The sequence below is a fragment of the Mesorhizobium sp. ORM8.1 genome (assembly GCF_053005525.2).
In genome coordinates this window covers 4125995-4149234 of the sequence record NZ_CM132600.1, presented here as the reverse complement: position 1 = coordinate 4149234, position 23240 = coordinate 4125995, and the positions used below count along the sequence as shown (strand labels likewise).

The 23240-nt window shown below is 63.7% G+C and carries 21 protein-coding genes and 1 pseudogene; 4 read left to right on the top strand and 18 right to left on the bottom strand.

All coding sequences use genetic code 11. From position 1 onward, the window contains the following. Positions 1-27: 27 nt before the first annotated feature. Entirely contained in the window at positions 28-1224 is a 1197-nt protein-coding gene (locus ACVDG8_RS20845; RefSeq protein ID WP_447256379.1) for a diguanylate cyclase, read from the bottom strand. 147 nt (positions 1225-1371) lie between these two features. Between ACVDG8_RS20845 and ACVDG8_RS20840 the strand changes: the two genes are divergently transcribed. Then, the gene (locus ACVDG8_RS20840) at positions 1372-1686 is read left to right on the top strand and encodes a hypothetical protein (protein WP_447256378.1); all 315 of its coding nucleotides are present in this window, start codon (positions 1372-1374) and stop codon (positions 1684-1686) included. A gap of 345 nt (positions 1687-2031) precedes the next feature. On the opposite strand, the gene leuC is transcribed toward ACVDG8_RS20840, so the two are convergent. From leuC to rplS, 8 genes are all read right to left on the bottom strand, one after another. Further along, on the bottom strand, positions 2032-3441 hold the full coding sequence (leuC, locus tag ACVDG8_RS20835) for a 3-isopropylmalate dehydratase large subunit (protein WP_447256377.1): 1410 nt from the start codon (positions 3439-3441) through the stop codon (positions 2032-2034). Between the two features lie 75 nt (positions 3442-3516). After that, the gene (locus tag ACVDG8_RS20830; protein WP_447257453.1) at positions 3517-3678 is read right to left on the bottom strand and encodes a hypothetical protein; all 162 of its coding nucleotides are present in this window, start codon (positions 3676-3678) and stop codon (positions 3517-3519) included. Positions 3679-3811: 133 nt separating this feature from the next. Continuing rightward, positions 3812-4447 (bottom strand): class I SAM-dependent DNA methyltransferase, encoded by a 636-nt coding sequence (locus ACVDG8_RS20825; RefSeq protein WP_447256376.1) that lies wholly within the window; start codon positions 4445-4447, stop codon positions 3812-3814. A gap of 58 nt (positions 4448-4505) precedes the next feature. Next, on the bottom strand, positions 4506-5312 hold the full coding sequence (locus ACVDG8_RS20820; RefSeq protein WP_447256375.1) for an amino acid ABC transporter permease: 807 nt from the start codon (positions 5310-5312) through the stop codon (positions 4506-4508). A 283-nt stretch (positions 5313-5595) separates the two neighbouring features. After that, positions 5596-6393 (bottom strand): transporter substrate-binding domain-containing protein, encoded by a 798-nt coding sequence (locus ACVDG8_RS20815; RefSeq protein WP_455707195.1) that lies wholly within the window; start codon positions 6391-6393, stop codon positions 5596-5598. Between the two features lie 244 nt (positions 6394-6637). Next, a complete protein-coding gene (locus tag ACVDG8_RS20810; protein ID WP_447256373.1) occupies positions 6638-7138 on the bottom strand; it encodes a MarR family winged helix-turn-helix transcriptional regulator in 501 nt (166 codons plus the stop codon). Beyond that, entirely contained in the window at positions 7135-7551 is a 417-nt protein-coding gene (locus ACVDG8_RS20805; RefSeq protein ID WP_447256372.1) for an organic hydroperoxide resistance protein, read from the bottom strand. Before ACVDG8_RS20805 ends, ACVDG8_RS20810 begins: the two co-directional genes overlap by 4 nt. Positions 7552-7689: 138 nt before the next feature. Beyond that, positions 7690-8229 carry a 50S ribosomal protein L19 gene (gene rplS / locus ACVDG8_RS20800; protein WP_447256371.1) on the bottom strand — a complete coding sequence of 180 codons (540 nt, stop codon included), beginning with the start codon at positions 8227-8229 and terminating at the stop codon, positions 7690-7692. A 310-nt stretch (positions 8230-8539) separates the two neighbouring features. Between rplS and ACVDG8_RS20795 the strand changes: the two genes are divergently transcribed. Then, entirely contained in the window at positions 8540-9292 is a 753-nt protein-coding gene (locus ACVDG8_RS20795) for a sulfite exporter TauE/SafE family protein (RefSeq protein WP_447256370.1), read from the top strand. Here ACVDG8_RS20795 and trmD read toward each other — a convergent pair. Then, positions 9274-9972: a tRNA (guanosine(37)-N1)-methyltransferase TrmD gene (gene trmD, locus ACVDG8_RS20790; RefSeq protein ID WP_447256369.1), complete on the bottom strand. Its 699-nt coding sequence runs from the start codon at positions 9970-9972 to the stop codon at positions 9274-9276. The two genes, ACVDG8_RS20795 and trmD, sit on opposite strands and share 19 nt — an antisense overlap. Continuing rightward, a complete protein-coding gene (gene rimM, locus ACVDG8_RS20785) occupies positions 9969-10565 on the bottom strand; it encodes a ribosome maturation factor RimM (protein ID WP_447256368.1) in 597 nt (198 codons plus the stop codon). Before rimM ends, trmD begins: the two co-directional genes overlap by 4 nt. Positions 10566-10663: 98 nt before the next feature. Between rimM and ACVDG8_RS20780 the strand changes: the two genes are divergently transcribed. Both ACVDG8_RS20780 and ACVDG8_RS20775 read left to right on the top strand, forming a co-directional pair. Then, positions 10664-11602: a tyrosine recombinase XerC gene (locus ACVDG8_RS20780; RefSeq protein ID WP_447256367.1), complete on the top strand. Its 939-nt coding sequence runs from the start codon at positions 10664-10666 to the stop codon at positions 11600-11602. 327 nt (positions 11603-11929) lie between these two features. Continuing rightward, positions 11930-12982, top strand: coding sequence for a TraB/GumN family protein (locus ACVDG8_RS20775; RefSeq protein ID WP_447256366.1), 1053 nt, complete (start codon positions 11930-11932; stop codon positions 12980-12982). Positions 12983-13642: 660 nt separating this feature from the next. Here the strand turns inward: ACVDG8_RS20775 and ACVDG8_RS20770 are convergent. The 7 genes and pseudogenes from ACVDG8_RS20770 to ACVDG8_RS20740 form a co-directional block, all read right to left on the bottom strand. Next, positions 13643-15310: pseudogene (locus ACVDG8_RS20770) on the bottom strand (acetolactate synthase large subunit). Positions 15311-15372: 62 nt separating this feature from the next. Next, positions 15373-16779 (bottom strand): dihydrolipoyl dehydrogenase, encoded by a 1407-nt coding sequence (gene lpdA / locus ACVDG8_RS20765; protein WP_447256364.1) that lies wholly within the window; start codon positions 16777-16779, stop codon positions 15373-15375. 24 nt (positions 16780-16803) lie between these two features. After that, positions 16804-17559: an SDR family oxidoreductase gene (locus tag ACVDG8_RS20760; protein WP_447256363.1), complete on the bottom strand. Its 756-nt coding sequence runs from the start codon at positions 17557-17559 to the stop codon at positions 16804-16806. Further along, positions 17556-18047, bottom strand: coding sequence for a hypothetical protein (locus tag ACVDG8_RS20755; RefSeq protein WP_447257399.1), 492 nt, complete (start codon positions 18045-18047; stop codon positions 17556-17558). Before ACVDG8_RS20755 ends, ACVDG8_RS20760 begins: the two co-directional genes overlap by 4 nt. A 20-nt stretch (positions 18048-18067) precedes the next feature. After that, the gene (locus ACVDG8_RS20750; RefSeq protein WP_447256362.1) at positions 18068-18826 is read right to left on the bottom strand and encodes a DUF4241 domain-containing protein; all 759 of its coding nucleotides are present in this window, start codon (positions 18824-18826) and stop codon (positions 18068-18070) included. Between the two features lie 20 nt (positions 18827-18846). Continuing rightward, the gene (gene odhB / locus ACVDG8_RS20745; protein ID WP_447256361.1) at positions 18847-20133 is read right to left on the bottom strand and encodes a 2-oxoglutarate dehydrogenase complex dihydrolipoyllysine-residue succinyltransferase; all 1287 of its coding nucleotides are present in this window, start codon (positions 20131-20133) and stop codon (positions 18847-18849) included. A 45-nt stretch (positions 20134-20178) separates the two neighbouring features. Then, positions 20179-23166: a 2-oxoglutarate dehydrogenase E1 component gene (locus tag ACVDG8_RS20740; protein WP_447256360.1), complete on the bottom strand. Its 2988-nt coding sequence runs from the start codon at positions 23164-23166 to the stop codon at positions 20179-20181. Between the last annotated feature and the right edge of the window lie 74 nt (positions 23167-23240).

The following is a 23240-nucleotide window of genomic DNA, read 5'->3' as shown; positions in this document are numbered from 1 at the left end:
TCCGTCTGGAATTGCGTGAGGATTGCCTCAGCCGGCCGCGAGCGGCTCGGCAACGAACACGGTTTCAGGCCTTTCATAGGACAGGCGGACGCTGTCGCGGCCGTTCTTCTTGGCCTTGTAAAGCGCCTCATCGGCACGCCGCATCATCGGCAGCAGCCCTTCCTTGCCGGTGCGGGCGGCGACGCCGAAGCTCGCGGTCACGCGAATGCCTGCCGGCAGGCCGTCGACGGCGCCGGCCGAATAGAAGCTGCGGATCGCCTCTGCGAACAGCCGTGCCGCAGCCAAATCGCTGAGCGGCAGCAACACGGCAAACTCTTCACCGCCGATGCGGCCAGCCGCCCCGCGCGCGCCCGTGGCGGCGCGCAGCTTGGCGGCGAAGTCGGCAATAACGCGATCACCGGCTTCATGCCCGTGCTGGTCGTTCAGCGCCTTGAAATGATCGAGGTCGGCAAGCACCAGCGCAACCGGAAATCCAGCCTTGTCGCATTGCTCGAGCAAGCGCGCGGCGCGTTCCTCGAAGCCACGACGATTTAGGATACCTGACAGGGGATCGGTGTAGGTTTCGGCCTTCAGCGTTTTCACGACGTCGAGCGCCGCCGCCGAAAACAGGCAGAGCGCGATCAGGAGCGACAGCAGCGCATGCGACAGCAGTGCGGTCGTCCAGTAGGACGAACCGTAAAAACCGTCATAGCTGGGGAACGGCCCATGCGCGATGACGACGATCAAGGTACGGGCGGTGAAGTTCAGTCCGGAAAGCAGCGCCAGAACGAACAGGATATTTTCGGTCGGCCCGTTGTTGCGCACCACTCTGAGTTCGGCGGCGACCAGCAGGCTGAGGCCGCCAAAGGCGAAATTCGTGCCGAGCACCCGCCAGGTGAGATCCGGCTGAACGAACATGAACCACGAGAAGGCGGCGAGCCCGGCGCCGGTCATGACGGCGATGCCGACATAGGGAACGCGCCGGCCGTAGCGGGCCACGATCGCTGCGGAAAGACAGCAGGCGGCAATGGTGAAGCAGATGTTGGAGATGAGCTTGGTCATCGCCACGCCGACAGGAAGCGTGAAATACTGGAACAGAAAACCCGGCGCCGACAAGCAGTAGCTTACGGCCAATGCCGCGAGATACGGGCGGTGGCGCTGATAGGACCACAGCACCGCGAACGCAGCGCCAAGCGCCAGCGCTATCGTCGGATTGAGCAGCGCAATAAGCAGACCGGTATCCAAAGGACTGCGACTTTCCCCAACTTACCCAAGGGGAGATACTAGTGCGCAAGCCCAAACAAGCGGTTAAGCGCCGACGGACGCGTTGCAAATACAAGCGGAACCGGCTCAGGCAAACAGCGTTCTCCGAGCACACAGGAGACAATGCAGATGGCCGATACCGTGACGTTGACCGATCACGACGAAATCCGCTCCTGGGCGGCCGCGCGCGCCGGGTTTCCAGCAATTGTCGACGTGTCGCCGGAGACCGGGACGCAAGCCATGCTGCGCCTGGTCTTCGGCCAGCAGGCTTATGAGGACGAGGACAGACCGGAGCGCCCGCCCAATGCGGGCGGCTACGATCTCGTCGAATGGGACGAGTGGTTCAAGATCTTCAACGAGCGCAAGCTGGCGCTGGTCGTTGCCGCCGATGAGCCCGGCCGGCGGGAAGAGTTCCATCAGTTCATCCGAAGGGAAGAGAAATAAATTCCTTGGCGCGCAGAAATTTCCAATGGCCGGATATGTTTGCGTCGGCCCATCGCATACGTTGGAGATTGACCGAAACGCCCATCGCGATCGTCATCCACGGGCGGAGCAAGGAGCGAAGCGACGCGCGCAGACCCGAGGATCCATGCCGTGAAATACGAGCGTTGCAACGGCGCAGAATTCTGCTCCGTTGCACCCTTCGATCAAGGTCACGGAATGGATCCCAGGGTCTCCGCGACGGAGCTTACGCTCCTGCTTCGCCCTGGGATGACGAGGTTCGGAAGGCTTCAGCCAGCCCCCAGCGCTTGCGCTGATTTCCGGCCTCCTGCGTTCGAGGCTGACGCGTTATTTCCAGTCGCGGATGTCGACGAAATGGCCGGCGATCGCCGCCGCCGCCGCCATCGCCGGCGACACCAGATGCGTGCGGCCCTTGAAACCCTGCCGTCCCTCAAAATTGCGGTTCGAGGTCGAGGCGCAGCGCTCATGCGGCTTCAGCCGGTCGTCATTCATGGCGAGGCACATCGAGCAACCCGGCTCGCGCCAGTCGAAGCCGGCGGCGAGGAATATCTTGTCGAGACCCTCGGCTTCCGCCTGCTCCTTGACCAGGCCGGAACCCGGCACGATCATGGCGTTGACGCGCGGATTGACGGTCTTGCCCTCGACCACCTTGGCGGCGGCGCGCAGGTCCTCGATGCGGCCATTGGTGCAGGAGCCGATGAAGACGCGGTCGAGTTCGATGTCGGTGATCCGGGTTCCCGGCGTCAGCCCCATATAGTCGAGCGCGCGGATTTTCGACGTCCGCTTGTTCTCGTCGGTGATCTCTTCCGGGTTGGGAACGACGCCCTGCACCGAGACGACGTCCTCGGGCGACGAGCCCCAGGAGACGATCGGCGGCAGTTTTTGCGCGTCGAGCACGACCACCTTGTCGAAATGCGCGCCTTCATCGGACTGCAGCGTCTTCCAATAGGCCAGTGCCGCATCCCAGGCGGCGCCCTTCGGCGCCCGCGGCTTGTCCTTGACATAGGCGAAGGTCGTCTCGTCCGGCGCGATCAGGCCGGCGCGCGCGCCGCCCTCGATCGACATGTTGCAGATCGTCATGCGGCCTTCCATCGACAGCGCGCGGATGGCCTCGCCGGCATATTCGATGACGTAGCCGGTGCCGCCGGCGGTGCCGATCTCGCCGATGATGGCAAGGATGATGTCCTTGGCGGTGACGCCTTCCGGCAATTGCCCGTCGACTCGCACCAGCATGTTTTTGGCCTTGCGCTGGATCAGCGTCTGCGTGGCCAGCACATGCTCGACTTCCGACGTGCCGATGCCGTGCGCCAACGCGCCGAAGGCGCCATGCGTCGAAGTATGGCTGTCGCCGCAGACGATGGTCATGCCGGGCAGGGTGAAGCCCTGCTCCGGCCCGATGATGTGGACGATGCCCTGGCGGATATCGTTCTCGGAATAATATTCGATGCCGAAATCCTTGGCGTTCTTGGCCAGCGCCTCGACCTGGATGCGGCTTTCCTCGTTCTTGATGCCGAACTTGCGTTCGGGCGAGGTCGGCACGTTGTGGTCGACGACGGCCAGCGTCTTTTCCGGATGCCGGACCTTTCGGCCGCTTATGCGCAGGCCCTCGAAGGCCTGCGGGCTGGTGACCTCGTGCACGAGGTGGCGGTCGATATAGAGCAGGCAGGTGCCGTCGTCCTGGCGGTCGACCGTGTGCTCGTCGAAGATCTTGTCGTAGAGGGTGCGCGGTGCGCTCATGTGCGTAAATCCGTCGATATGAGAATAGGAAGAGAAAACGCCGGCAATCCGGCGCAACGACTGCGATCAGTCGGCTCAGCTAAGTCGGCTGGTGAGCGCGCCGCAAACGCGCGCGGAGAAACGCGACGGCAGGCGCTTTCTGTCCTGCAGCACGAAACCTTTATAGGCCGGATCGCTGAAAAGCTTTTCCATGGCGGGGTAGATAGCAATGTTTTGGGTTTTCGGCAATTGCGGCATGGCGGTGCGCGACTTGGTTCCTCGCCCTCACTTCCACAGCTTCAGGAGGAGAGGAAGGGCACAAAGGTTGGCGAACTGGCGCCTTTCCTCTCCCCTCGGGCGAGGAAGGAGCCAAGATCGGAGGGGTTGCCGCTCACATCACCTCAAAGACAAACGTTTTCACCAGCGCCTCCGGATCGCCTATCGCATAGCAGCGGAACCACGGGCTTTGCTCGACCAGGCGCCATTTCCCCGCTTGCTCCAGCTCGTCGAACACGGCCTGGAACCCGCCACTCTCGAAAACCTGGTCGCGCACGGTGAAGATGGCGTGGCCGCCGGCTTTCGTGATGCGCACAAGCTCATGCAGGCCGGAAGCCGGCGCATGGCCGATGGTGAAGACGCCGGTCGAGAAGAAGGCTCGGAAATGCCTGTCGGGCCAGGGCAGCGGGCCGCCAAGCATCGCTTTCTTCAACTCGCTATAGGCCTGACGGCTGCCGGCGATCTCGAGCATGTCGTCGGAAAGGTCGAGGCCGGCAATGTCGCCATAACCCAGCGCCTTCAGCGATGGGCCTGACAGGCCGGTGCCGCAGCCGGCGTCAAGCAGCGGGCCTTCACCGACGGGCACATGCCGCGCCACCCAGGCGGTGATGAGGAAAGGCAGGAGATAGCCCAGCGAGGCGGTCTCGCTGTCATAGGTCGCGGCCCATTCGGCATAGGCCTTGGCCAGACCCTCCGGCGTATCCGCCGAATACACGGAATCCAGCGCCGCGTTGGCCTTGTCGAAATTCATGGGGCTCGTCCTCCGCAGCATCAAGCCGAAGGATCGTAGCGCGGACTTTGCCGGCCGGCTATTCCTGATGCTGCCGGCGCAGCCGCTGTTCCAGCGCCCGCAGTGCCAATGACAGGCTGACGGTCAGGATGAGGTAGATATAGGCGACGATCGAATAGGTCTCGAAGAAGCGAAACGAGCCGGCGGCGTAGACCTTGCCCATCTGGGTGATGTCGGCGACGCCGAGCACCGAGACCAGCGAGGAATCCTTGACCATGGCGACGAAGTCGTTGCCGAGCGGCGGCAGGATCATGCGGATCGCCTGCGGGAAGACGATCAGCCGGAACCGCTGCACGCGTGACAGGCCAAGCGCCTTGGCGGCTTCGACCTGGCCCTTCTCCACCGACTGGATGCCGGCGCGGAACACTTCTGAGATGAAAGCCGAATAGCCGATCGTCAAAGCCATGATGGCGCGCCATAAGAGCGACACGTCGCGCACCAGCAATTCGCCGATCAGACCCGCGCCCTGCAGCGGCGCGGTCAGCGCGTTCCAGGCCGCGACGAAGGCCGGGGCGCCGGCAAAGGCGATCCAGAACAACAGCACCAGGATCGGCACGCCGCGAATGATCTCGACATAGAAGCGCGCGACCTGGCGCAGCCACTGCGAGCCCGACAACGCCATCAGCGCAATGCCTAGCCCGAGCACCGACGCCAGCGCGAAGGCGACCGCGGTGACGAAGATGGTGATGAAGATGCCCTTGGCGACGGTGGCGAAGACCTGGGCGTAGAGATCGCTGGATGCAATGAACAGGGCGGCGGCCAATGCGAGGAAGGCCGCGGCGGCGAGCCACCAGGGGAATTCGGGTTTGGAGGTGGATGCGGGCATCAGGCGGTGGCGCCTGAAAGGAAGTCGCGAGTATGGCGCCAAGGCCCCCTCTCTGGCCTGCCGGCCATCTCCCCTCAAGGGGGGAGATCAGCTGTCGCGACGGCTTTCTCCTATCAACAACGTCGAATGAAAGGTACCGGCGGTGGAACTGCCAATCTCCCCCTTGAGGGCGAGATGCCCGGTCCACCCTCCGAAGCTGCAGCGCAGCTGCTGCGAAGGACGGGCAGGGCAGAGAGGGGGGCCTGGGCGCAATGTCAGCGCAATTTCGCGCAACAAGACGAGCTCACTGCCCCATCTTGTAATCAAGGAACCACTTCTTGTTGAGCTTGTCGAACGTCCCGTCGGCCTTGAGCGAGGCGATGGCCGCGTTGACCGGCTTCACCAGGTCCGAGCCCTTCGGGAAGATGAAACCGAAATCCTCGGTGCCGAGCGGTCCGCCGATCAGCTTCAGCTTGCCTCCGGAGGCATCGACATAGCCCTTGCCGGCGGTTCCGTCGGTGAGCACGACGTCGACGTCGCCCGTCTTCAGCGCCTGCACAGTCGCGCCGAAGGTCTCGAACAGTTTTATGCGCGGGTTCTGTTCATTGCCGTCGAGCACGCTGTAGACGGCGGTGTAGAAAGGCGTCGTGCCAGCTTGAGCGCCGACCAGTCCGTCCTTGAAGGCGCCGAAGGTCTTGGCGTCGGTGAAGCGGTTTTCGTCGCCGCGCACCAGCATGAACTGCTCCGAACGCATATAGGGGTCGGAGAAATCCACCTTCTCCTTGCGGTCGTCCTTGATGGTGATGCCGGTCATGCCGATGTTGTACTGGTTGTCGGAAACCGCCTGGATCATCGCGTCCCAGGACGTGTTCTGGTACTCGACCTTGAAGTTCAGCCGCTTGGCGATCTCGTCCATCGCGTCATATTCCCAGCCGATCTGCTTGCCCGTCTTCTTGTCGATGAACTGCAGCGGCGGATAAGCGTTTTCGGTTACCACTACTACCTTCTTGCCGCCGAGATCGGGCAGCGTGTCGGCCCAGGCAGTGACGGGCGCGAGAAGACAGGCCAGCAGGCCGGCCAGCAACAGTTTCGACTTGGTCATGATAAAAGCTCCAGGATGAAAAAGCCCTAGTATAGAGCTTGGCCCCACATCAAAATCCGAGCGCGACTTTAGACATCCGCGGACGCCTTGCAAAGCCGGCCCGGTGCTCAACGCTATGCGAAAGCGGATTTCAATGCCTTCGGCCGATGCGGTTCTAGAACGCACCGCCGTCGTCACTTATCCGGGATCGCGCGGCGGCAAACTAGGCTTCTCACGGGCATAAGAGAACCCGTCAAACGACGGGTCAGGACGTTGACGCCGAGTCACGCAACTTGGCGACAAAACCGGTCAAAGTCCGGTGCAGCGACTTCAGTTCGTCCGCCTCCAGCGGCATGGCGCAGGCGAGCGCCGTCTGCACGTCCTTCATGCTGGCGCGCAGCGCCTCGCCCTTGGCGGTCGGCTCGACCAGCACCCGTCGCTCGTCGGCGCTGTCGCGCCGGCGCGTGACGAGACCGCCGGCTTCCATGCGCTTGAGCAGCGGCGTCAGCGTCGCCGAATCCAGCCCCAGCGCCTCGCCGAGTTCGCCGATCGTGCTCGGCGAACGCTGCCAGAGCGACAGCATCGTCAGATATTGCGGATAGGTGAGACCGAGCGGCTCGAGCAGCGGACGATAGAGCCTTGTCATCAAGCCGCTCGCCGAATAAAGCGCGAAGCAGAGCTGCTGGTCGAGGCGCGGAACGGCAAAAGCCCCGGCATCTTGCGGCGCCGGGACTTCCTTGGTTCTCGTTTGGATTTTTGTCGTCATGCAGCCTTTACCGAAAGCGCCACATCGACATTGCCCCTGATGGCGTTCGAATAGGGGCAGATCTTGTGCGCTTCCGATACAAGCGCTTCCGCCGCCGCCTGATCAAGGCCTTTCGTTTCGGCGGCCAGCGCGACGCCGAGCTTGAAACCCTCGCCATTGGGCAGCAAATTGACCGTGGAGGTCACCGACGCATCTGCCAGCGCCAGCTTCTGCTTGCGCGCGACGAAGCGGATGGCGCTTTCGAAGCAGGCGGCATAGCCGATCGCGAAAAGCTGCTCCGGATTGGTGGCGCCGCCCGGCCCGCCAAGCTCCTTCGGCATGGCGAGATCGACCTTGAGCAGACCGTCGCTGGTTTCGCCATGGCCGGCGCGGCCGCCGGTGACGTGGGCCTGTGCGGTGTAGAGTGCGGGCATTTCATTTCTCCATTTAATTTGTACACGATTAGTTAGTACACAAGATAAATCGAGTCAACCATCTTTCCCGTTGAATGGGCCGCAAACGAAAAAAGGCGGCCGGAGCCGCCTTTTCAGAAAAGCATGCTGCTTGAAATCTTATTCGGCCGGGGTCGCCTCAGCTGCCTTGGCTGCCTCCTCGGCGGCCTTCTTCTCGGCGGCTTCCTTGGCTGCCGTCTCGGCGGCCAGCGCCTGCACGGCGGCGACCTTCTCGGCCTCGATGCGGGCCTTCTCGGCGTTCAGCGCGTCGCGCTCCTCGTCGTTCAGCTTGCGGGCGCGCACGCCGGTGTTTTCCGAAATACGGGCCGACTTGCCGCGACGGTCGCGCAGGTAATAGAGCTTGGCGCGGCGCACCTTGCCGCGGCGCACGATCTCGACGCCTTCGACCATCGGCGAGTAGACCGGGAAAACGCGCTCGACGCCTTCGCCATAGGAAATCTTGCGGACGGTGAAATTCTCCTGGAAGCCGGAGCCGGCGCGGGCGATGACGACGCCCTCATAGGCCTGGACGCGGGTGCGGGTACCTTCGGTGACGCGCACCTGGACGCGCACGGTGTCGCCGGGCTGGAATTCGGGCAGCTTGCGCTTGGCTTCGATCTTGGCGGCCTGTTCGGCCTCGAGCTGACGGATGAGATCCATCTCAAAAATCCACTTCTTGTTCTTCCGACAGTCAGAGCGTCCTGCGCTCGCTTTGCAGTTCCTATGACCGCTCGGCTATGCCCTCAGTCGAGACATCGGGCAGGGACGACTACACCGCATTTGTTGACGGGTCCGAAAGATTATTCTTCCGGTTCGGGCGGGCACATACAGCCATTTTGCCGCTTTGTCACGCCTTTGACGTGTTTTTTTGCGCTCGATGGCACCACCATAATCCGGCCGTGCCGGGTTGCGCGACGCCCGCGCGCTTTCTAAAGCCGGAAAACATGTGTTTTCTGCAACGGCAATCCTCATGACTATATTCGACGCGGCCTTGCTCTTTTTGGCGGGTTTTGTTTCAGGCGCGGTCAACGCCGTCGCCGGCGGCGGCACCTTCGTCACCTTTGGCGCCATGACCTTGGTCGGCGTGCCGCCGATCGTCGCCAACGCCACCTCCTCGGTGACGCAGTTTCCGGGCTATATCACCTCGACGCTCGCCTATCGCGACGACATCAGGCATTTCTGGCGCCAGGCGCTGCTTTTGTGCGTGATCTCGGCCTTCGGCGCGCTGGCCGGCTCGCTCATCCTGCTCGCGCTCTCCAATCCGTCTTTCCGCGCGCTGGTGCCGTGGTTGCTGATCGCAGCAACCGCGCTGTTCGCCGCCGGCCCATGGCTGAAGCCTGCGCCCAAGCCCGGTGCCGAAGCCACGGTCGGCACGATCGCCGGATCGCTGGCGCAGTTCGTGACAGCCATCTATGGCGGCTTCTTCGGCGCCGGCATGGGCGTGATGATGCTGGCCACCCTCGGTCTGACGCAGACCGGCGACTACCACCGGCTGAACGCGCTGAAGAACATGCTGGCCGTGGTCATCGCGGCCATCGCCATCCTGGTCTTCGTCTGGGGCGGTGTCGTCGCCTGGCCGCAGGCGATCATCATGATCCCCGGCGGCGCGCTCGGTGGCTACGCCGGCGTCTGGATCGCCAAGCGCGTGCCGCAAGGCGTCGTGCGCGGCTTCGTTGTCGCCGTCGGCCTGTTTTTGGCCTTTTATTATTTCACCAAGAGCTGATCGCCGAGCAAATCCGGTCGCCGTTCCCGCGTCAGCTTCTCGGCCTCCGCGTGGCGCCATTCGGCTATTTTCTTATGGTTGCCGGAGATCAGCACGTCCGGGATCGACCTGCCCTCGAACTCCTGCGGCCGCGTATAATGCGGATGTTCGAGCAGGCCGTTCTCGAAACTTTCTTCCTCGCCCGAGACGGCATTGCCCATGACGCCGGGCAGGAGCCGCACCACCGCGTCGAGCAGCACCAAGGCCGCCGGCTCGCCGCCCGACAGGATGAAATCGCCGATCGAGACCTCCTCCAGGCCACGCGCCTCGATCAGCCGCTGGTCGACTCCTTCGAAGCGGCCGCAGAGAATGACGGCGCCCGGCCCGGCAGCGAGATCGCGCACGCGCGCCTGTGTCAGCGGTTTGCCGCGTGGGCTCATCAGCAGCCTAGGGCGCTCGTCGCCCGGCGGCGAAGCGTGGTCGATGGCTTTGGCCAGCACGTCGGCGCGCATCACCATGCCGGCGCCGCCGCCGGCCGGCGTGTCGTCGACGTTGCGGTGTTTATCGGTGGCGAAATCGCGGATCTGGATCGCTTCGAGCGACCAAGTGCCGGCCTCCAACGCGCGGCCGGCCAGCGACAGGCCGAGCGCACCCGGAAACATCTCAGGATAGAGCGTCAGCACCGAAGCGGCGAAGCTCACCGGTTGCCCCCGGCATCCTTCGGCCCGCGCGGCCGGCCTTTCGGGTCAAAATCTTCCTCGCGTGGCGCATGCCCATCTTCATCCTCGACCAGACCAGCCGCCAGCGGATCGATGCGGACGAAGCCTTCGGCGATCGACACGTCTGGAACCGCTGCCTGCGTGAACGGGATCAGCACCCCTTTGCGGCCGCCAAGCGTGACATCCAGAATGTCGCCGCCACCGAAATTGTGCACGGCGACGACCTTGCCGACAGCACCCGTGTCGTCGCGGACCTCCAGGCCGACAAGGTCGGCATGGTAAAATTCATCTTCCTCGCCGTCGTCGGGCAGCATCGAACGGTCAACGAACAGTTCGGTACCGGCGAGCGCCTCGGCCGCATTGCGATCGCCGACGCCCTTGAAGCGCACCACGACAACGCTGTTGGCGGGCCTTATGTCGATGATCTGGAAGGCACGGCCGTCCTTGGTGTAGAGCGGCCCGTAATCGGCCAGCGCCAGCGGATCGCCGGTGAAGGTTTTCACCCGCAGTTCGCCCTTGATGCCGTGGGCGGCGCCGATCACGGCCATCTGTACGGGGTTCTGGGGCTTGGACATAGCGGCTCTTCCTTTGCCCTGCTCTAACCCCGCGCGACGACCATTTCAATGATCGCGCTCTTCACCGCTTCCTAACCAGCCTGCCGGACAATGGCGCCATGCAGGAATTCCTCATCCCGGCGAAACCCGACCTCCAGACGGCGCGCGAAGCCTGGCTGAAGATGCTAGCGCGCGAACGCCGGCTGTCGCCAGAGACGGTCGAAGCCTATGAGCGCGACACACGCCAATTCCTGCATTTTCTGACCGGACATAATGGTGGCCCGCCCGGTATTTCCGACATCGCAGACCTGCGCCCGGCCGATCTGCGCGGCTTCCTCGCTGCCCGGCGCAATGGCGGCGCCGGCGCCCGCACGCTGGGACGCGGACTGGCCGGCATCCGCTCGCTGCTGCGCTTTCTCGAACGGCGCGGCCTGGTCAACGCAGCGGGCGCGGCAGCGCTGCGCGCGCCGCGTCAACCGAAATCGCTGCCCAAGCCGCTGACGGCGGCCGACGCCAGACAGGTCGTGGCGGTCGAAGGCCAACTGGCCGAAGAGCCTTGGATCGCCGCCCGCAATGCCGCGGTGCTGACGCTGCTTTATGGCTCCGGCCTGCGCATTTCGGAAGCGCTTGGCCTGACCGGCGCCGATCTTGCCACCGAGGCCGACACTGTGCTGCGCGTCGCCGGCAAGGGCGGCAAGACGCGGCTGGTGCCGGTGCTGCCGGTGGCCCACAAAGCGGTCGTCGAATACAGACGGCTCTGCCCCTACCATATCGATGCCAAAGGCCTGCTCTTCCGCGGCGCGCGTGGCGGCCCGCTCAACCCTGCCATCGTCCAGCGCGAGATGGTCAGGCTGCGCTCGGCGCTCAACCTGCCGGAGACGGCGACGCCGCACGCCCTGCGCCATTCCTTCGCCACGCACCTGCTCGGCCGCGGCGGCGACCTGCGCACCATTCAGGAATTGCTCGGCCATGCCAGCCTGTCGACCACCCAGATCTATACCGGCGTCGACACGGCAAGGCTGCTTGAGATTTATGAGCAGGCGCATCCAAGGGCTTAGACGCTAGCAACGCCACACAATTGGCGATGCCGCCCCAAGCCTTCGTCATCCACGGGCGGAGCAGGAGCGAAGCTCCGTCGCGAAGACCCGAGGATCCATTCCGTGACTTTGGGCGAATGGCGCATCGGAGCAGAATTCTGGACCGTGGCGGCGCGTGGACGTCGCGGCATGGATCCTCGGGTCTGCGCCGCGTCGCTACGCTCCTTGCTCCGCCCGTGGATGACGAAGTGACGGGCGTTTCCACTAACCGCTGGGCAATAGCCGCTTGGGACAATTTCATTTCCCCAATTAACCATTTTGCCGCTTTTGCTCGCTATGACGATCCTCATGAAACGCGTCATCGCCATCGCCGACCGCGCGGCCCTCGTCTCGTTGAAGCTGCTCGCAGCGCTCAACCTGCTGTTCTTACTGTCGTTCGTTGCCGTCCTGCTGCTCGCCGGCCGGGTGCATGCCGAAGCCGTTTGCAGCGGCGCCGATATGCTGGCGGCGCTGCAAAAGAGCGATCCCGCCGCCTTCGAAAAGGTCGAGGCGGAAGCCGCCGCCGTGCCGAACGGCAAGGGCTTGCTGTGGAAACTGGAGAAGCCCGGCGAGACGCCGTCCTATCTCTTCGGCACCATGCATATGACCGACACGCGTGTCACCACGCTGCCGCCGGCGGCCAAGCAGGCCTATGACGGCGCCGGCACCATCATCATCGAAACCACCGACGTGCTCGACAAGACCAAGATGATGGCGGCCCTGATGAAGGAGCCGGACCTGATGATGTTCACCGACAGCACCACGCTGTCGTCGCTGCTCTCGCCGCAGGACGTCGCGGTGATGGACAAGGGTCTCGACGCGCGCGGCATCCCGCCGGCGACGGTCGCCAAGATGAAACCATGGATTTTGTCGGCCATGCTGGCGCTGCCAGCGTGCGAGCTGGCGCGCCAGACCGTTGGCGGGCGGGTGCTCGACGACAAACTTGCCACCGACGCAAAGGCTTCCGGCAAAACCGTCGAAGGGCTGGAGACAGCCGCCGACCAGTTGCGCGCCATGGCGTCGCTGCCGCTCAGCTTTCACATGAAAGGGCTGGTCGAGACCTTGAAGCTCGGCGACAAAGTCAACGACGTCAACGAAACCATGATCATCCTCTACCAGCGCGGCGAGATCGGCATGATCGAGCCGCTGTTCAAGGCCGCCATTCCCGGTGAGGCTGATGACTACGTCGAATTCGACCAGACCATGATCGTCAGCCGCAACAAGGTGATGGCCGAGCATGCCGGGCCGATCCTTGCCAAAGGCAATGTCTTCATGGCGGTCGGCGCCATGCATCTGCCCGGACCCGAAGGGCTTGTCGAAGATTTTCGCAAGGCAGGGTATAGTGTTACCGCTGTCAACTGAGTCGCCTGGCGGCTGACGGGCTCGAAAATACCGGTTTTTCAGTGTTTTCCGTCCGTCCGCGTGAAACCGATTACGGGATCAGCGCGTTGATGCCAGTTATTTTGATGCCTTTCATTCCAAGGAGGACACGTTTCATGGCGAACCCGAACGACCCCTTCACCTCTCCGAGCACACCGCCCTCATCGAGTGGCGGTGGCGGCAGCGGATGGCTGATCGCCCTAGTTGTCATTATCCTGGCCATTGTTGCGTACTATGTCTTTGGCAGAAGCGGCGGCGAGCATGCTCCGGCCCCCGCTGAGCCGCCGGCAGCCAGCACACCGGCCCCAGCGCCTGCGCCCGCGATGAAGCCCGCGGAACCGGCGCCTGCACCGGCCCCCGCGCCTGCACCGGCCCCCGCGCCAGCCCCGGCTCCGGCGCCCGCTCCGGCCCCTGCACCCGCGCCGGCACCTGCACCGGCCCCTGCGCCGGCTCAGTAAACGAACGGCATTGAACGACGAACGGCCCGCCGAAAGGCGGGCCGTTCGTCTTTGGGGCGCTGTCCCCAGTGTCCAACTCAACATCAAGGAAAACCGGGGCACGCTTTTCCTGGAATTGCTCTATCTCTTTGTTTTTACGCAATTCCGGACGGAGGGTTACGGCGAAGTCGCCGAACTTAACCGCTCACACTTTTCCTGGCGCAGGATTGGCCTGCTCCACAGGCCAGGGCAGCCGATGGCGCAGTTCTTCGACCAGAACCCGCTCATTCTCCGAGTAGTCGATCGGAACGACGACGAGATGCACGCCACCGCCGGCAAAGGCCTGCTCAAGTGTCGGCTTGAGGTCGGCGATAGCGCTTACCCTGGTTCCCCTGGCGCCGTAGGCTTCGGCATATTTGACAAAGTCGGGATTGCCGAAGGTCATGCCGAAATCGGGAAAATCGTCGACCGCCTGCTTCCAGCGGATCATGCCAAAGGCATGGTCCTCAATGATCAGAACCACGAGGTTGAGCTTCAACCTGACGGCGGTTTCCAGCTCCTGGCTGTTCATCATGAAGCCGCCATCGCCGCAGACCGCCATGACGCGGCGTTGGGGAAAGAGCATCGCCGCCATCATCGCCGACGGCAGGCCGGCGCCCATCGTGGCCAGCGCATTGTCGAGCAGCAGCGTGTTGGCGACGCGAGTGCGGTAATTGCGCGCGAACCAGATCTTGTACATGCCATTGTCGAGCGCCAGGATGCCGTCGGCCGGCATCACCGCGCGCACGTCGTGAACCAGGCGTTGCGGCGTGAAGCGATCCTCGGTGTCGCGCGCAGCGATGCGGCTCAATATCCCCCGCGCAGCGGCAGCAATGCCTGAGCGTTGGGAATGTTGCCCTGCAGGCGGTCGGCCAGCAGCCTGAGCGATGCGCCGATATCGCCGATCACTTCGGTCTGCGGGAAATAGACCTGTTCGACATTGGCCGGCTGGTAGCCGACATGGATGACTTGCGGCCCGTCGGCGCCCATGATGAAGGGCGGCTTCTCGATGGTGTCGTGGCCAATTGTGATGATGAGGTCGGCCCGTTCGATCGCCTCATGCACATAGTCGCGCTCGGAGAGTGCTGCCGTGCCCATATAGAGCTCGGTTCCCCCGGGCACCGTGCCCTTGCCCATCTGGGTGGTGAAATAGGGGATACCGGTTCGCAGAACGAACTGGGCGAGGTCCGAGGTCGAGCGCGGCCGCGAGGCGGCGGCGCCCATCATCGCCAGCGGACGCTTCGCCTCGATGATCATCCGAGCGGCGCGGTCGAGTGCAAGCGGGCTGGCCGGCGCAAGTTCGACCGGATGCGGCGGAATCAGCGCCACCGCTTCGCATTCTTCCGCCGCAATGTCTTCGGGCAGCTCCAGAAGCACCGGTCCCGGACGCTCCTCCGCCGCCACGCGAAAGGCCTTCGCACCACGCCCGGGATCATCCTGGGCGAAACGATCTGACGCGAGAGCTTGGTCAGGGCTTCATCGCCGCGACGACGTCGACGATCTGGAACCGGGCCTGCCTGGACGACCTGATGCCCTTCTGCCCGGTGATCATGACCATCGGCATGGCGCCGAGCAGCGCATAGGCCGCGCCTGTCGTCAGGTTCAAGGCGCCGGGGCCGAGTGTGGTGATGCAGACCCCGGGTCTACCGGTGAGCCGGCCGTGGGTAGCAGCCATGAAAGCCGCCGCCTGTTCGTGGCGGGTCAGGATCAGCTCGATCGAGGATTTACGAATGGATTCGACGACGTCGAGATTCTCTTCGCCCGGTATGCCGAAGATACGATCCACGCCCTCATTCTCGAGAGCAGCGACAAGCAGATCAGAACCTTTGGACACGAGGTATCTCCTAGACGAACGGCGCCAGCCGGGCCGTACCGAACGCTGATGCGTGCGTAACGCTAGATATGGATCGGCTTGAAGAACGTCGCCAGAGCCGCTTCCTTCACCGCTTCCGACATCGTCGGATGGGCGTGGGTGGTGCGGGCGAGATCTTCCGACGAGCCGCCGAATTCCATCAGCACCGCCGCTTCGTGGATCATCTCGCCGGCGCCGAAGCCGACGATGTGCACGCCGAGCACGCGGTCACTGGCCTTGTCGGCGAGGATCTTCACGAAACCATCGGTGTGCAGCATGGCGCGCGCACGGCCATTGGCGCTGAACGGGAACTTGCCGACCTTGTAGTCGATGCCGGCCTTCTTCAGCTCCTCCTCGGTCTTGCCGACCGAGGCGATTTCCGGACTGGTGTAGACGACGCTCGGGATAACGTCATAATTCACATGACCGGCTTGGCCGGCAATGGTCTCGGCGACCGCGACACCTTCGTCCTCGGCCTTGTGCGCCAGCATCGGTCCGGCGATGACATCGCCGATGGCGTAGATGCCAGGCACATTGGTCTTCAAATGCCCATCGGTCTTGACCCGGCCGCGCTCGTCGACCTCGACGCCCGCTTCCTTCAGCCCGAGGCTGTCGGCGTAGGGGCGGCGTCCCGTGGCGACCAGCACCACATCGGCCTCGATCGTCTCGGCGGCGCCGCCCTTGACCGGCTCGAAAGTGATGGTGGCGCCCTTCTTGGCCTTGGCGACGCCGGTGACCTTGGCGCCGAGCTTGAACTCGAAGCCCTGCTTGGAGAGCAGCCGCTGGAACTGTTTCGACACCTCGCCATCCATGCCGCCGAGGATGGTGTCGAGGAATTCGACCACCGTGACCTTGGCGCCGAGCCGCGCCCAGACCGAGCCGAGCTCCAGACCGATGACGCCACCGCCGACGACCACCAGGCGCTCCGGCACCTTGGTCAATGACAGCGCGCCGGTCGACGACACGATCACCTTCTCGTCGAAATCGACTTTGACGCCCGGAATGCCGGCGATATCGGAGCCCGTGGCGATGACGATGTTTTTGGTTTCGATCTCCTCGACCTTGCCGTCCTCGCCGGTCACCGAAACCTTGCCGGCGCCGACCACCTTGCCGGTGCCGCGGAAAGACTCGATCTTGTTCTTCTTGAACAGGAAGGCGACGCCGTTGACGTTGGAGGCCACCGTCGTATCCTTATGCGTCATCATCTTCTTCAAATTGAGCTTTGGCGCGGCGACCTCGATGCCGAGCGTATCGAAGGCGTGGCCCGCCTCGGCGAACATTTCGGAGGCGTAAAGCAGCGCTTTCGACGGAATGCAGCCGATGTTGAGGCAGGTGCCGCCGAACGTGGCGTTCTTCTCGACCACCGCCGTCTTCAGGCCGAGCTGCGCCGCCTTGATGGCGCAGACATAGCCGCCCGGTCCCGATCCGATGATAACGACGTCATAAGCCATGATGGTGTCCTTTTTATCTGGCCTTCAGCGGCCGCCACCCAGTTCCAAATTCGCGCCCACGGCGTAGGACGCTTCGTCCGACAAAAGCCACAGGACAGCATTGGCGATTTCTTCCGTCTTTCCCGGGCGCTGCAGGGGGATGATCCCACGCAGCCTTTCGGCGCGGCCGGGCTGGCCGCCAGACGCATGAATTTCGGTGTCGATGATCCCCGGACTGACGGCATTGACCCTCACGCCTTCCCCGGCCACCTCGCGCGCCAGCCCAATGGTGAAGGTGTCGATGGCGCCCTTCGAGGCGGCGTAGTCGACATACTCGCCTGGTCCGCCCAGCCGGGCCGCGATCGAGGAGATGTTGACGATGGCGCCGCCCTTGCCACCGTGCCGCGTCGACATGCGTTTCACCGCTTCGCGTGCGCAGAGAAAAGAGCCGACGACGTTGATGCGCATCATGCGCTCGACCCGCGCGGCGCTCATTTCGTCGACGCGCGCTCTGGCATCGACTATGCCGGCATTGTTGACGAAGGCATCGAGCCTGCCATAGGCGCTGTCGACCGCCTCGAACATCGCCACGACATCCGCCTCGTTGCCGACGTCGCCTTTCACCGCGAAGGCGTCGCCGCCGCCGGCCTTGAGCTCGGCGACCAGCGCCTCGGCGGCGACCTGATTGGAGGCATAATTGATGGCCACCCGATAGCCGGCCCGGCTGGCCTGCCGGCAGATGGCGGCGCCGATGCCGCGGCTGCCGCCGGTAACCAGAAGCACTTTCTTGTCCATGCTCATTCCTGGCATCCCTTCAGAACAAAGACGTCCCACGGCACTTTGGAGAAGCCGGCGGGACCATATGCGGTCGACATTTCAAGCGACGGCCCGAGGTCGGGAAAGATCAGGTTTTTCGGCGCGTCGACGCCTTCGGCCGGCAGCAACCCGGCAACACCCTTTTCATCGGCGCTGTAGATGACGCCCTGCCAAAGTGTGCAGGCGGCAAGCTCGTCCCCGGAGACGTCGCCGGTCGGACATTTGTACATCAGCGAGCCGTGCGGCCGCCCCGTGGAGCCCTCGGTCCACATGGCGATGCCGTCGAGCACGACATTGTTGTCGAGGATCATGCGGAAGGTGTTGGTGATCGTCGCCGACGTGCCGGTCGGCGTGAAATCGATCTCGGCGCCGCTCCGCGGCTCGCCATAGACCGCGAGCTGGATCGGGCAGGCGGCATGGGCGGCTGAAATCATGGCTGTGAGAACCAGCGACCCGGCCGCAAATCCGATCATGGGCAAGGTGACGTCGGCCATCAGTTCGCCTGGTTGCTCCCGCGGCCATCTGCGTTTTCGAGCACCTCGAAGTCGGTCATCAAAAGCAGTGGCTGGCCGGCCGCGTCCAATCCCCAAAACGATGCATAGATTCCGTCACCCCAGCCGCTCGAGAAAATCGCTATGTTGATCGGATTACCGGGGACCGGATGGTGCATGACGAAGCGATCCTGGTTGGGCGCGAACTCGGCCGCCAGCACGTCATCATAATAATTCTGGTGGGGCTCAAGCTTGTCCCGTTGTTCCGACATCAACGCCATTGCCGCCGTGTCCATAAACGAACCGAGGCCGACATCGACTGGATATCCAAATACCTGCTCGCCTTTCAAGATCGATGCATCCTGGTCGGGCAAGGTTGCAAGTTCCCAGCGAAACGGCGTGCCGGGCCGAAAACGCAGGACCGCTGCGGCAACACGGCCTTGCGCCTCGAGCAGCGAAACCGGGTATCGCCCCGATTTGACCTTGCGGCTTAACGCTGGCCAATCGGTTCCGGTCGTCAGCGGATCGCAGGCGATGATTTCGCCTGTCGGCAAATCCAGCTCGCCGATCACCGTGACGGTTATCTCTCTTTCCGCCCTTTGAGCTTCGCTCAGAAGGAAGAGGCCGAGATTGCTGCTCGCTTGCGCCGGATCCCATGCCGATGACACCGCGAGGGTGGGGCTAGCGGTCGAAGGCCCACGTCGAAAAGTCCGTATCGCACGGCCGAGCCTGAACCCTAACTCTTCCAGCCAGCCGCTCATCGCGGATCAGCTCCGCCCGATCACAGATCGAGCACCAGCCGCTCGGGATCCTCGAGGCTTTCCTTGACGCGCACCAGGAAGGTCACGGCTTCCTTGCCGTCGACGATGCGGTGATCGTAGCTCAGCGCCAGATACATCATCGGCCGGATCACGATCTGGCCGCCGACCACCACCGGCCGGTCCTGGATCTTGTGCATGCCGAGGATGCCGGACTGCGGCGCATTGAGGATCGGCGTCGACATCAGCGAGCCGTAAACACCGCCATTGGAAATCGTGAACGTGCCGCCCTGCATGTCGGCGACGGAGAGCTTGCCGTCGCGCGCGGCGATGCCCAGCCGGCCGATCTCCTTCTCGATCTCGGCGATGGACATCTGGTCGGCATCGCGCACCACCGGCACGACGAGACCCTTTTCGGTGCCGACGGCGACGCCGATATGGGCATAGTTCTTGAAGATGATGTCAGTGGCGTCGATCTCGGCGTTGACCGAGGGGATTTCCTTCAGCGCGTGCGTCACCGCCTTGGTGAAGAAGCCCATGAAGCCGAGCTTCACGCCATGCTTCTTCTCGAACACGTCCTTGTACTTGGACCGCAGCGCCATCACCGCGCTCATATCCACCTCGTTGAAGGTGGTGAGCATGGCGGCGGTCGACTGCGCTTCCTTCAGCCGGCGCGCAATCGTCTGGCGCAGCTTGGTCATGCGCACGCGCTCTTCGCGGGATGCATCGTCCCCGGATGACGGCGCGCGAGCCACGACGGGGGCCGGCGCCGGAGCCGCCTTCGGCGTCTCCGCCGGCTGCGACGGGGCGCCCCTGGCGATGGCGTCGAGCACGTCGCCCTTCAGCACCTGGCCGCGCTTGCCGGAACCCGACAGCTGGTCGACGGCAAGATTGTTTTCGGCGATCAGCTTGGCCGCGGCCGGCGCCGGCGGCATGGTGCGCGGCTCGATCGGACCGGCATCGCCGGCAATCTTGGCGGTTTCAGCCGCCGCTTGCTTGGTGGTGTGCGCTGCGTCGGGGCTGGAAGCCTGCGCGACGGCTTGCGGCTTGGCTGCCGCAACTGCGGTTGCCCCATCCGCCGAAATCGAGCCGAGCAGCGCGCCGACCGCCACTGTCTCGCCTTCCTTGACGGTGATCTCGGCCAGCGTCCCGGCGCCCTGCGCTGGCACCTCCACCGTCACCTTGTCGGTTTCGAGCTCGACCAGCGGCTCGTCGGCGGCGATCGCGTCGCCGACCTTCTTGAACCACTTGCCGACGGTCGCTTCGGTGACGGATTCGCCCAGAGTGGGGACGCGGATTTCGGTAGCCATTGTGCCTGTCCGTTCTCTTCTCTTCTTGAGGTCTGTTCGTCCGGTCTATTCGCCCAGCGCGTCGTCGAGCAACGCGGCGAGCTGGCTGAGATGCTTCGACATCAAGCCCGTCGCCGGCGAGGCCGAGGCCGGCCGTCCCGTGTAGCGCACCCGCTGATGCTTGGCGTCGATATGCGCCAGCACCCATTCCAGATAAGGGTCGATGAACGACCAGGCGCCCATGTTCTTGGGCTCCTCCTGGCACCACACCATCTCGGCATTGCGGAAGCGTGACAGCTCGGTGATCAGCGCCTTGGCCGGGAACGGATAGAGCTGTTCGACGCGCAACAAATAGATGTCGTTGATGCCGCGCTTCTCGCGCTCCTCGTAGAGGTCGTAATAGACCTTGCCCGAGCACAGCACGACGCGGCGGATCTTGGAATCCTTGACCAGCTTGATCGCCTGGTTCGGCAACAGCTGCGCGTCGTCCCACAACAGCCGGTGGAACGAGCTTTCGCCCGACATTTCCGGCAGCGTCGACACCGCCCGCTTGTGGCGCAGCAGCGACTTCGGCGTCATCAGGATCAGCGGCTTGCGGAAGTCGCGCTTCAATTGCCGGCGAAGGATGTGGAAATAGTTAGCCGGCGTCGTGACGTTGGCGACCTGCATGTTGTCCTCGGCGCAGAGCTGCAGGAAGCGCTCCAGCCTGGCCGAGGAATGCTCAGGCCCCTGGCCCTCATAGCCATGCGGCAACAGGCAGACGAGACCCGACATTCTGAGCCACTTGCGCTCGCCCGACGAGATGAACTGGTCGAACACCACTTGCGCGCCGTTGGCGAAATCGCCGAACTGCGCTTCCCACAATGTCAGCGCCTTCGGTTCGGCGAGGCTGTAGCCATATTCGAAACCGAGCACCGCCTCTTCCGACAGCATCGAGTTGATGACTTCGTAGCCGGCTTGCGCCGCCGAGAGATTGTTGAGCGGGATGTAGCGGGTCTCGTCGTTCTGGTCGTAGAGCACCGAATGGCGCTGCGAGAAGGTGCCGCGTTCGGAATCCTGGCCGGAGAGCCGGATCGGGTTGCCGTCGAGCAAGATGGCGCCGAAGGCCAGCGCCTCGGCCGTCGACCAGTCGATGCCTTCGCCGGATTCGATCGCCTGGCGGCGGTTCTCGAGGAAGCGCAGGATCGTCTTGTGCGCCTCGAAATCCTTCGGCACCTCGGTCAGCTTCTTGCCGATTTCCTTCAGCGTGCGCACCGGCACGGCGGTCTTGCCGCGCCGCTGTTCGTCCTGGTTGTCGGCGGTGCGCAGGCCTGACCACGCGCCGTCCAGCCAGTCGGCCTTGTTCGGCTTGTAATGCTGGCCGACTTCCCACTCGGCTTCCAGATGCGCGCGCCAGTCGGCCCGCATCTTGTCGACCTCGGCCTGGGTGAAGTGGCCTTCGGCGATCAGGCGGTCGGCATAGACCTGCACGACCGTCTTATGCGTGCGGATGTTGCGATACATGATCGGCTGGGTGAAGGACGGCTCGTCACCCTCATTGTGGCCGAAGCGGCGATAGCAGAACATGTCCACCACCACCGGCTTGTGGAACTTCATGCGGAATTCGGTCGCCACCTTGGCGGCATGCACCACCGCTTCCGGATCGTCGCCGTTCACATGGAAGATCGGCGCCTCGATCATCTTGGCCACATCCGACGGATAGGGCGAAGAGCGCGAGAAGCGCGGATTGGTGGTGAAACCGATCTGGTTGTTGATGATGAAATGCAGCGTGCCGGCGACGCGATGGCCGCGCAGGCCGGAGAGCCCGAGGATTTCGGCGATCACGCCCTGGCCGGCAAAGGCAGCATCGCCATGCAGCAACAGCGGCATGACCTTGGCGCGCTCCGACAGCGGCACGACCTCGCCGCGCTCGCGGCCGGAAAGCTGGTCCTGCTTGGCGCGTGCCTTGCCCATCACCACCGGATCGACGATCTCCAGATGCGAGGGGTTGGCGGTCAGCGACAGATGCACCTTGTTGCCGTCGAACTCGCGGTCCGACGAGGCGCCGAGATGGTACTTGACGTCACCCGAGCCTTCGACCTCGTCGGGAGCGGCGGAGCCGCCCTTGAACTCGTGGAAGATGGCGCGATGCGGTTTGGCCATCACCTGGGAGAGCACGTTGAGGCGGCCGCGATGGGCCATGCCGAGCACGATCTCCTTGAGGCCGAGTTGGCCACCGCGCTTGACGATCTGCTCGAGCGCCGGGATCAGCGACTCGCTGCCGTCAAGGCCGAAGCGCTTGGTGCCCTTGTACTTGACGTCGATGAACTGCTCGAAGCCCTCGGCCTCGACCAGCTTCTGCATGATCGCCTTCTTGCCGGTCGCGGTGAAGGTGATTTCCTTGTCGGCGCCTTCGATGCGGGCCTGGATCCAGGCTTTCTCTTCCGGGTCGGAGATGTGCATGAACTCGACGCCGAGCGTCGAGCAATAGGTGCGGGTCAGGATCTCCAGCATCTGCCGTATGGTGCCGAATTCGAGCCCCAGCACATTGTCGAGGAAGATCGGCCGGTCATAGTCGGCTGATGTGAAGCCGTAATTCTCCGGCGACAGCTCGTTATAGTCTTCGAGCGGCTTGGCGATGCCGAGGGGATCCAGATTGGCGTGCAGGTGGCCGCGCATACGATAAGCGCGGATCATCATGATGGCGCGCACCGAATCGCGCGTCGCCTGATGCACGTCGGCATCGGACAGGACCACGCCGTTGGTGACCGCCTTGTCCTTGACCTTCTTCTCGATCGTCTTTTCGACCAGGCCCCAATTGCCGTCGAGCGCCGAGACCAACTCGCCATTGGCCTGCAGCGGCCAGGAAGGCTTTGCCCAGGAGGCGCCCTTGGCATTCTTGCGAACGTCGCCCGCATCGTCTTTCAGCGCCGCGAAGAAATCCTGCCACTCGGGATCGACCGAGGCCGGATCGTCCTCATAGGCAGCGTAGAGCGCGTCGATATAATCGGCATTGCCGCCATAGAGGAAAGAGGTGAGCGAGAATTGGTCGTTGGCCTGATCTTGTCGTGCCATTTTTTGTCTGCGGAGCCCGGCTCCGTCTCCTGTTTTTGGAGGGGAGTAGGGCAGTAGGGGGTAAGGCAGTAGGG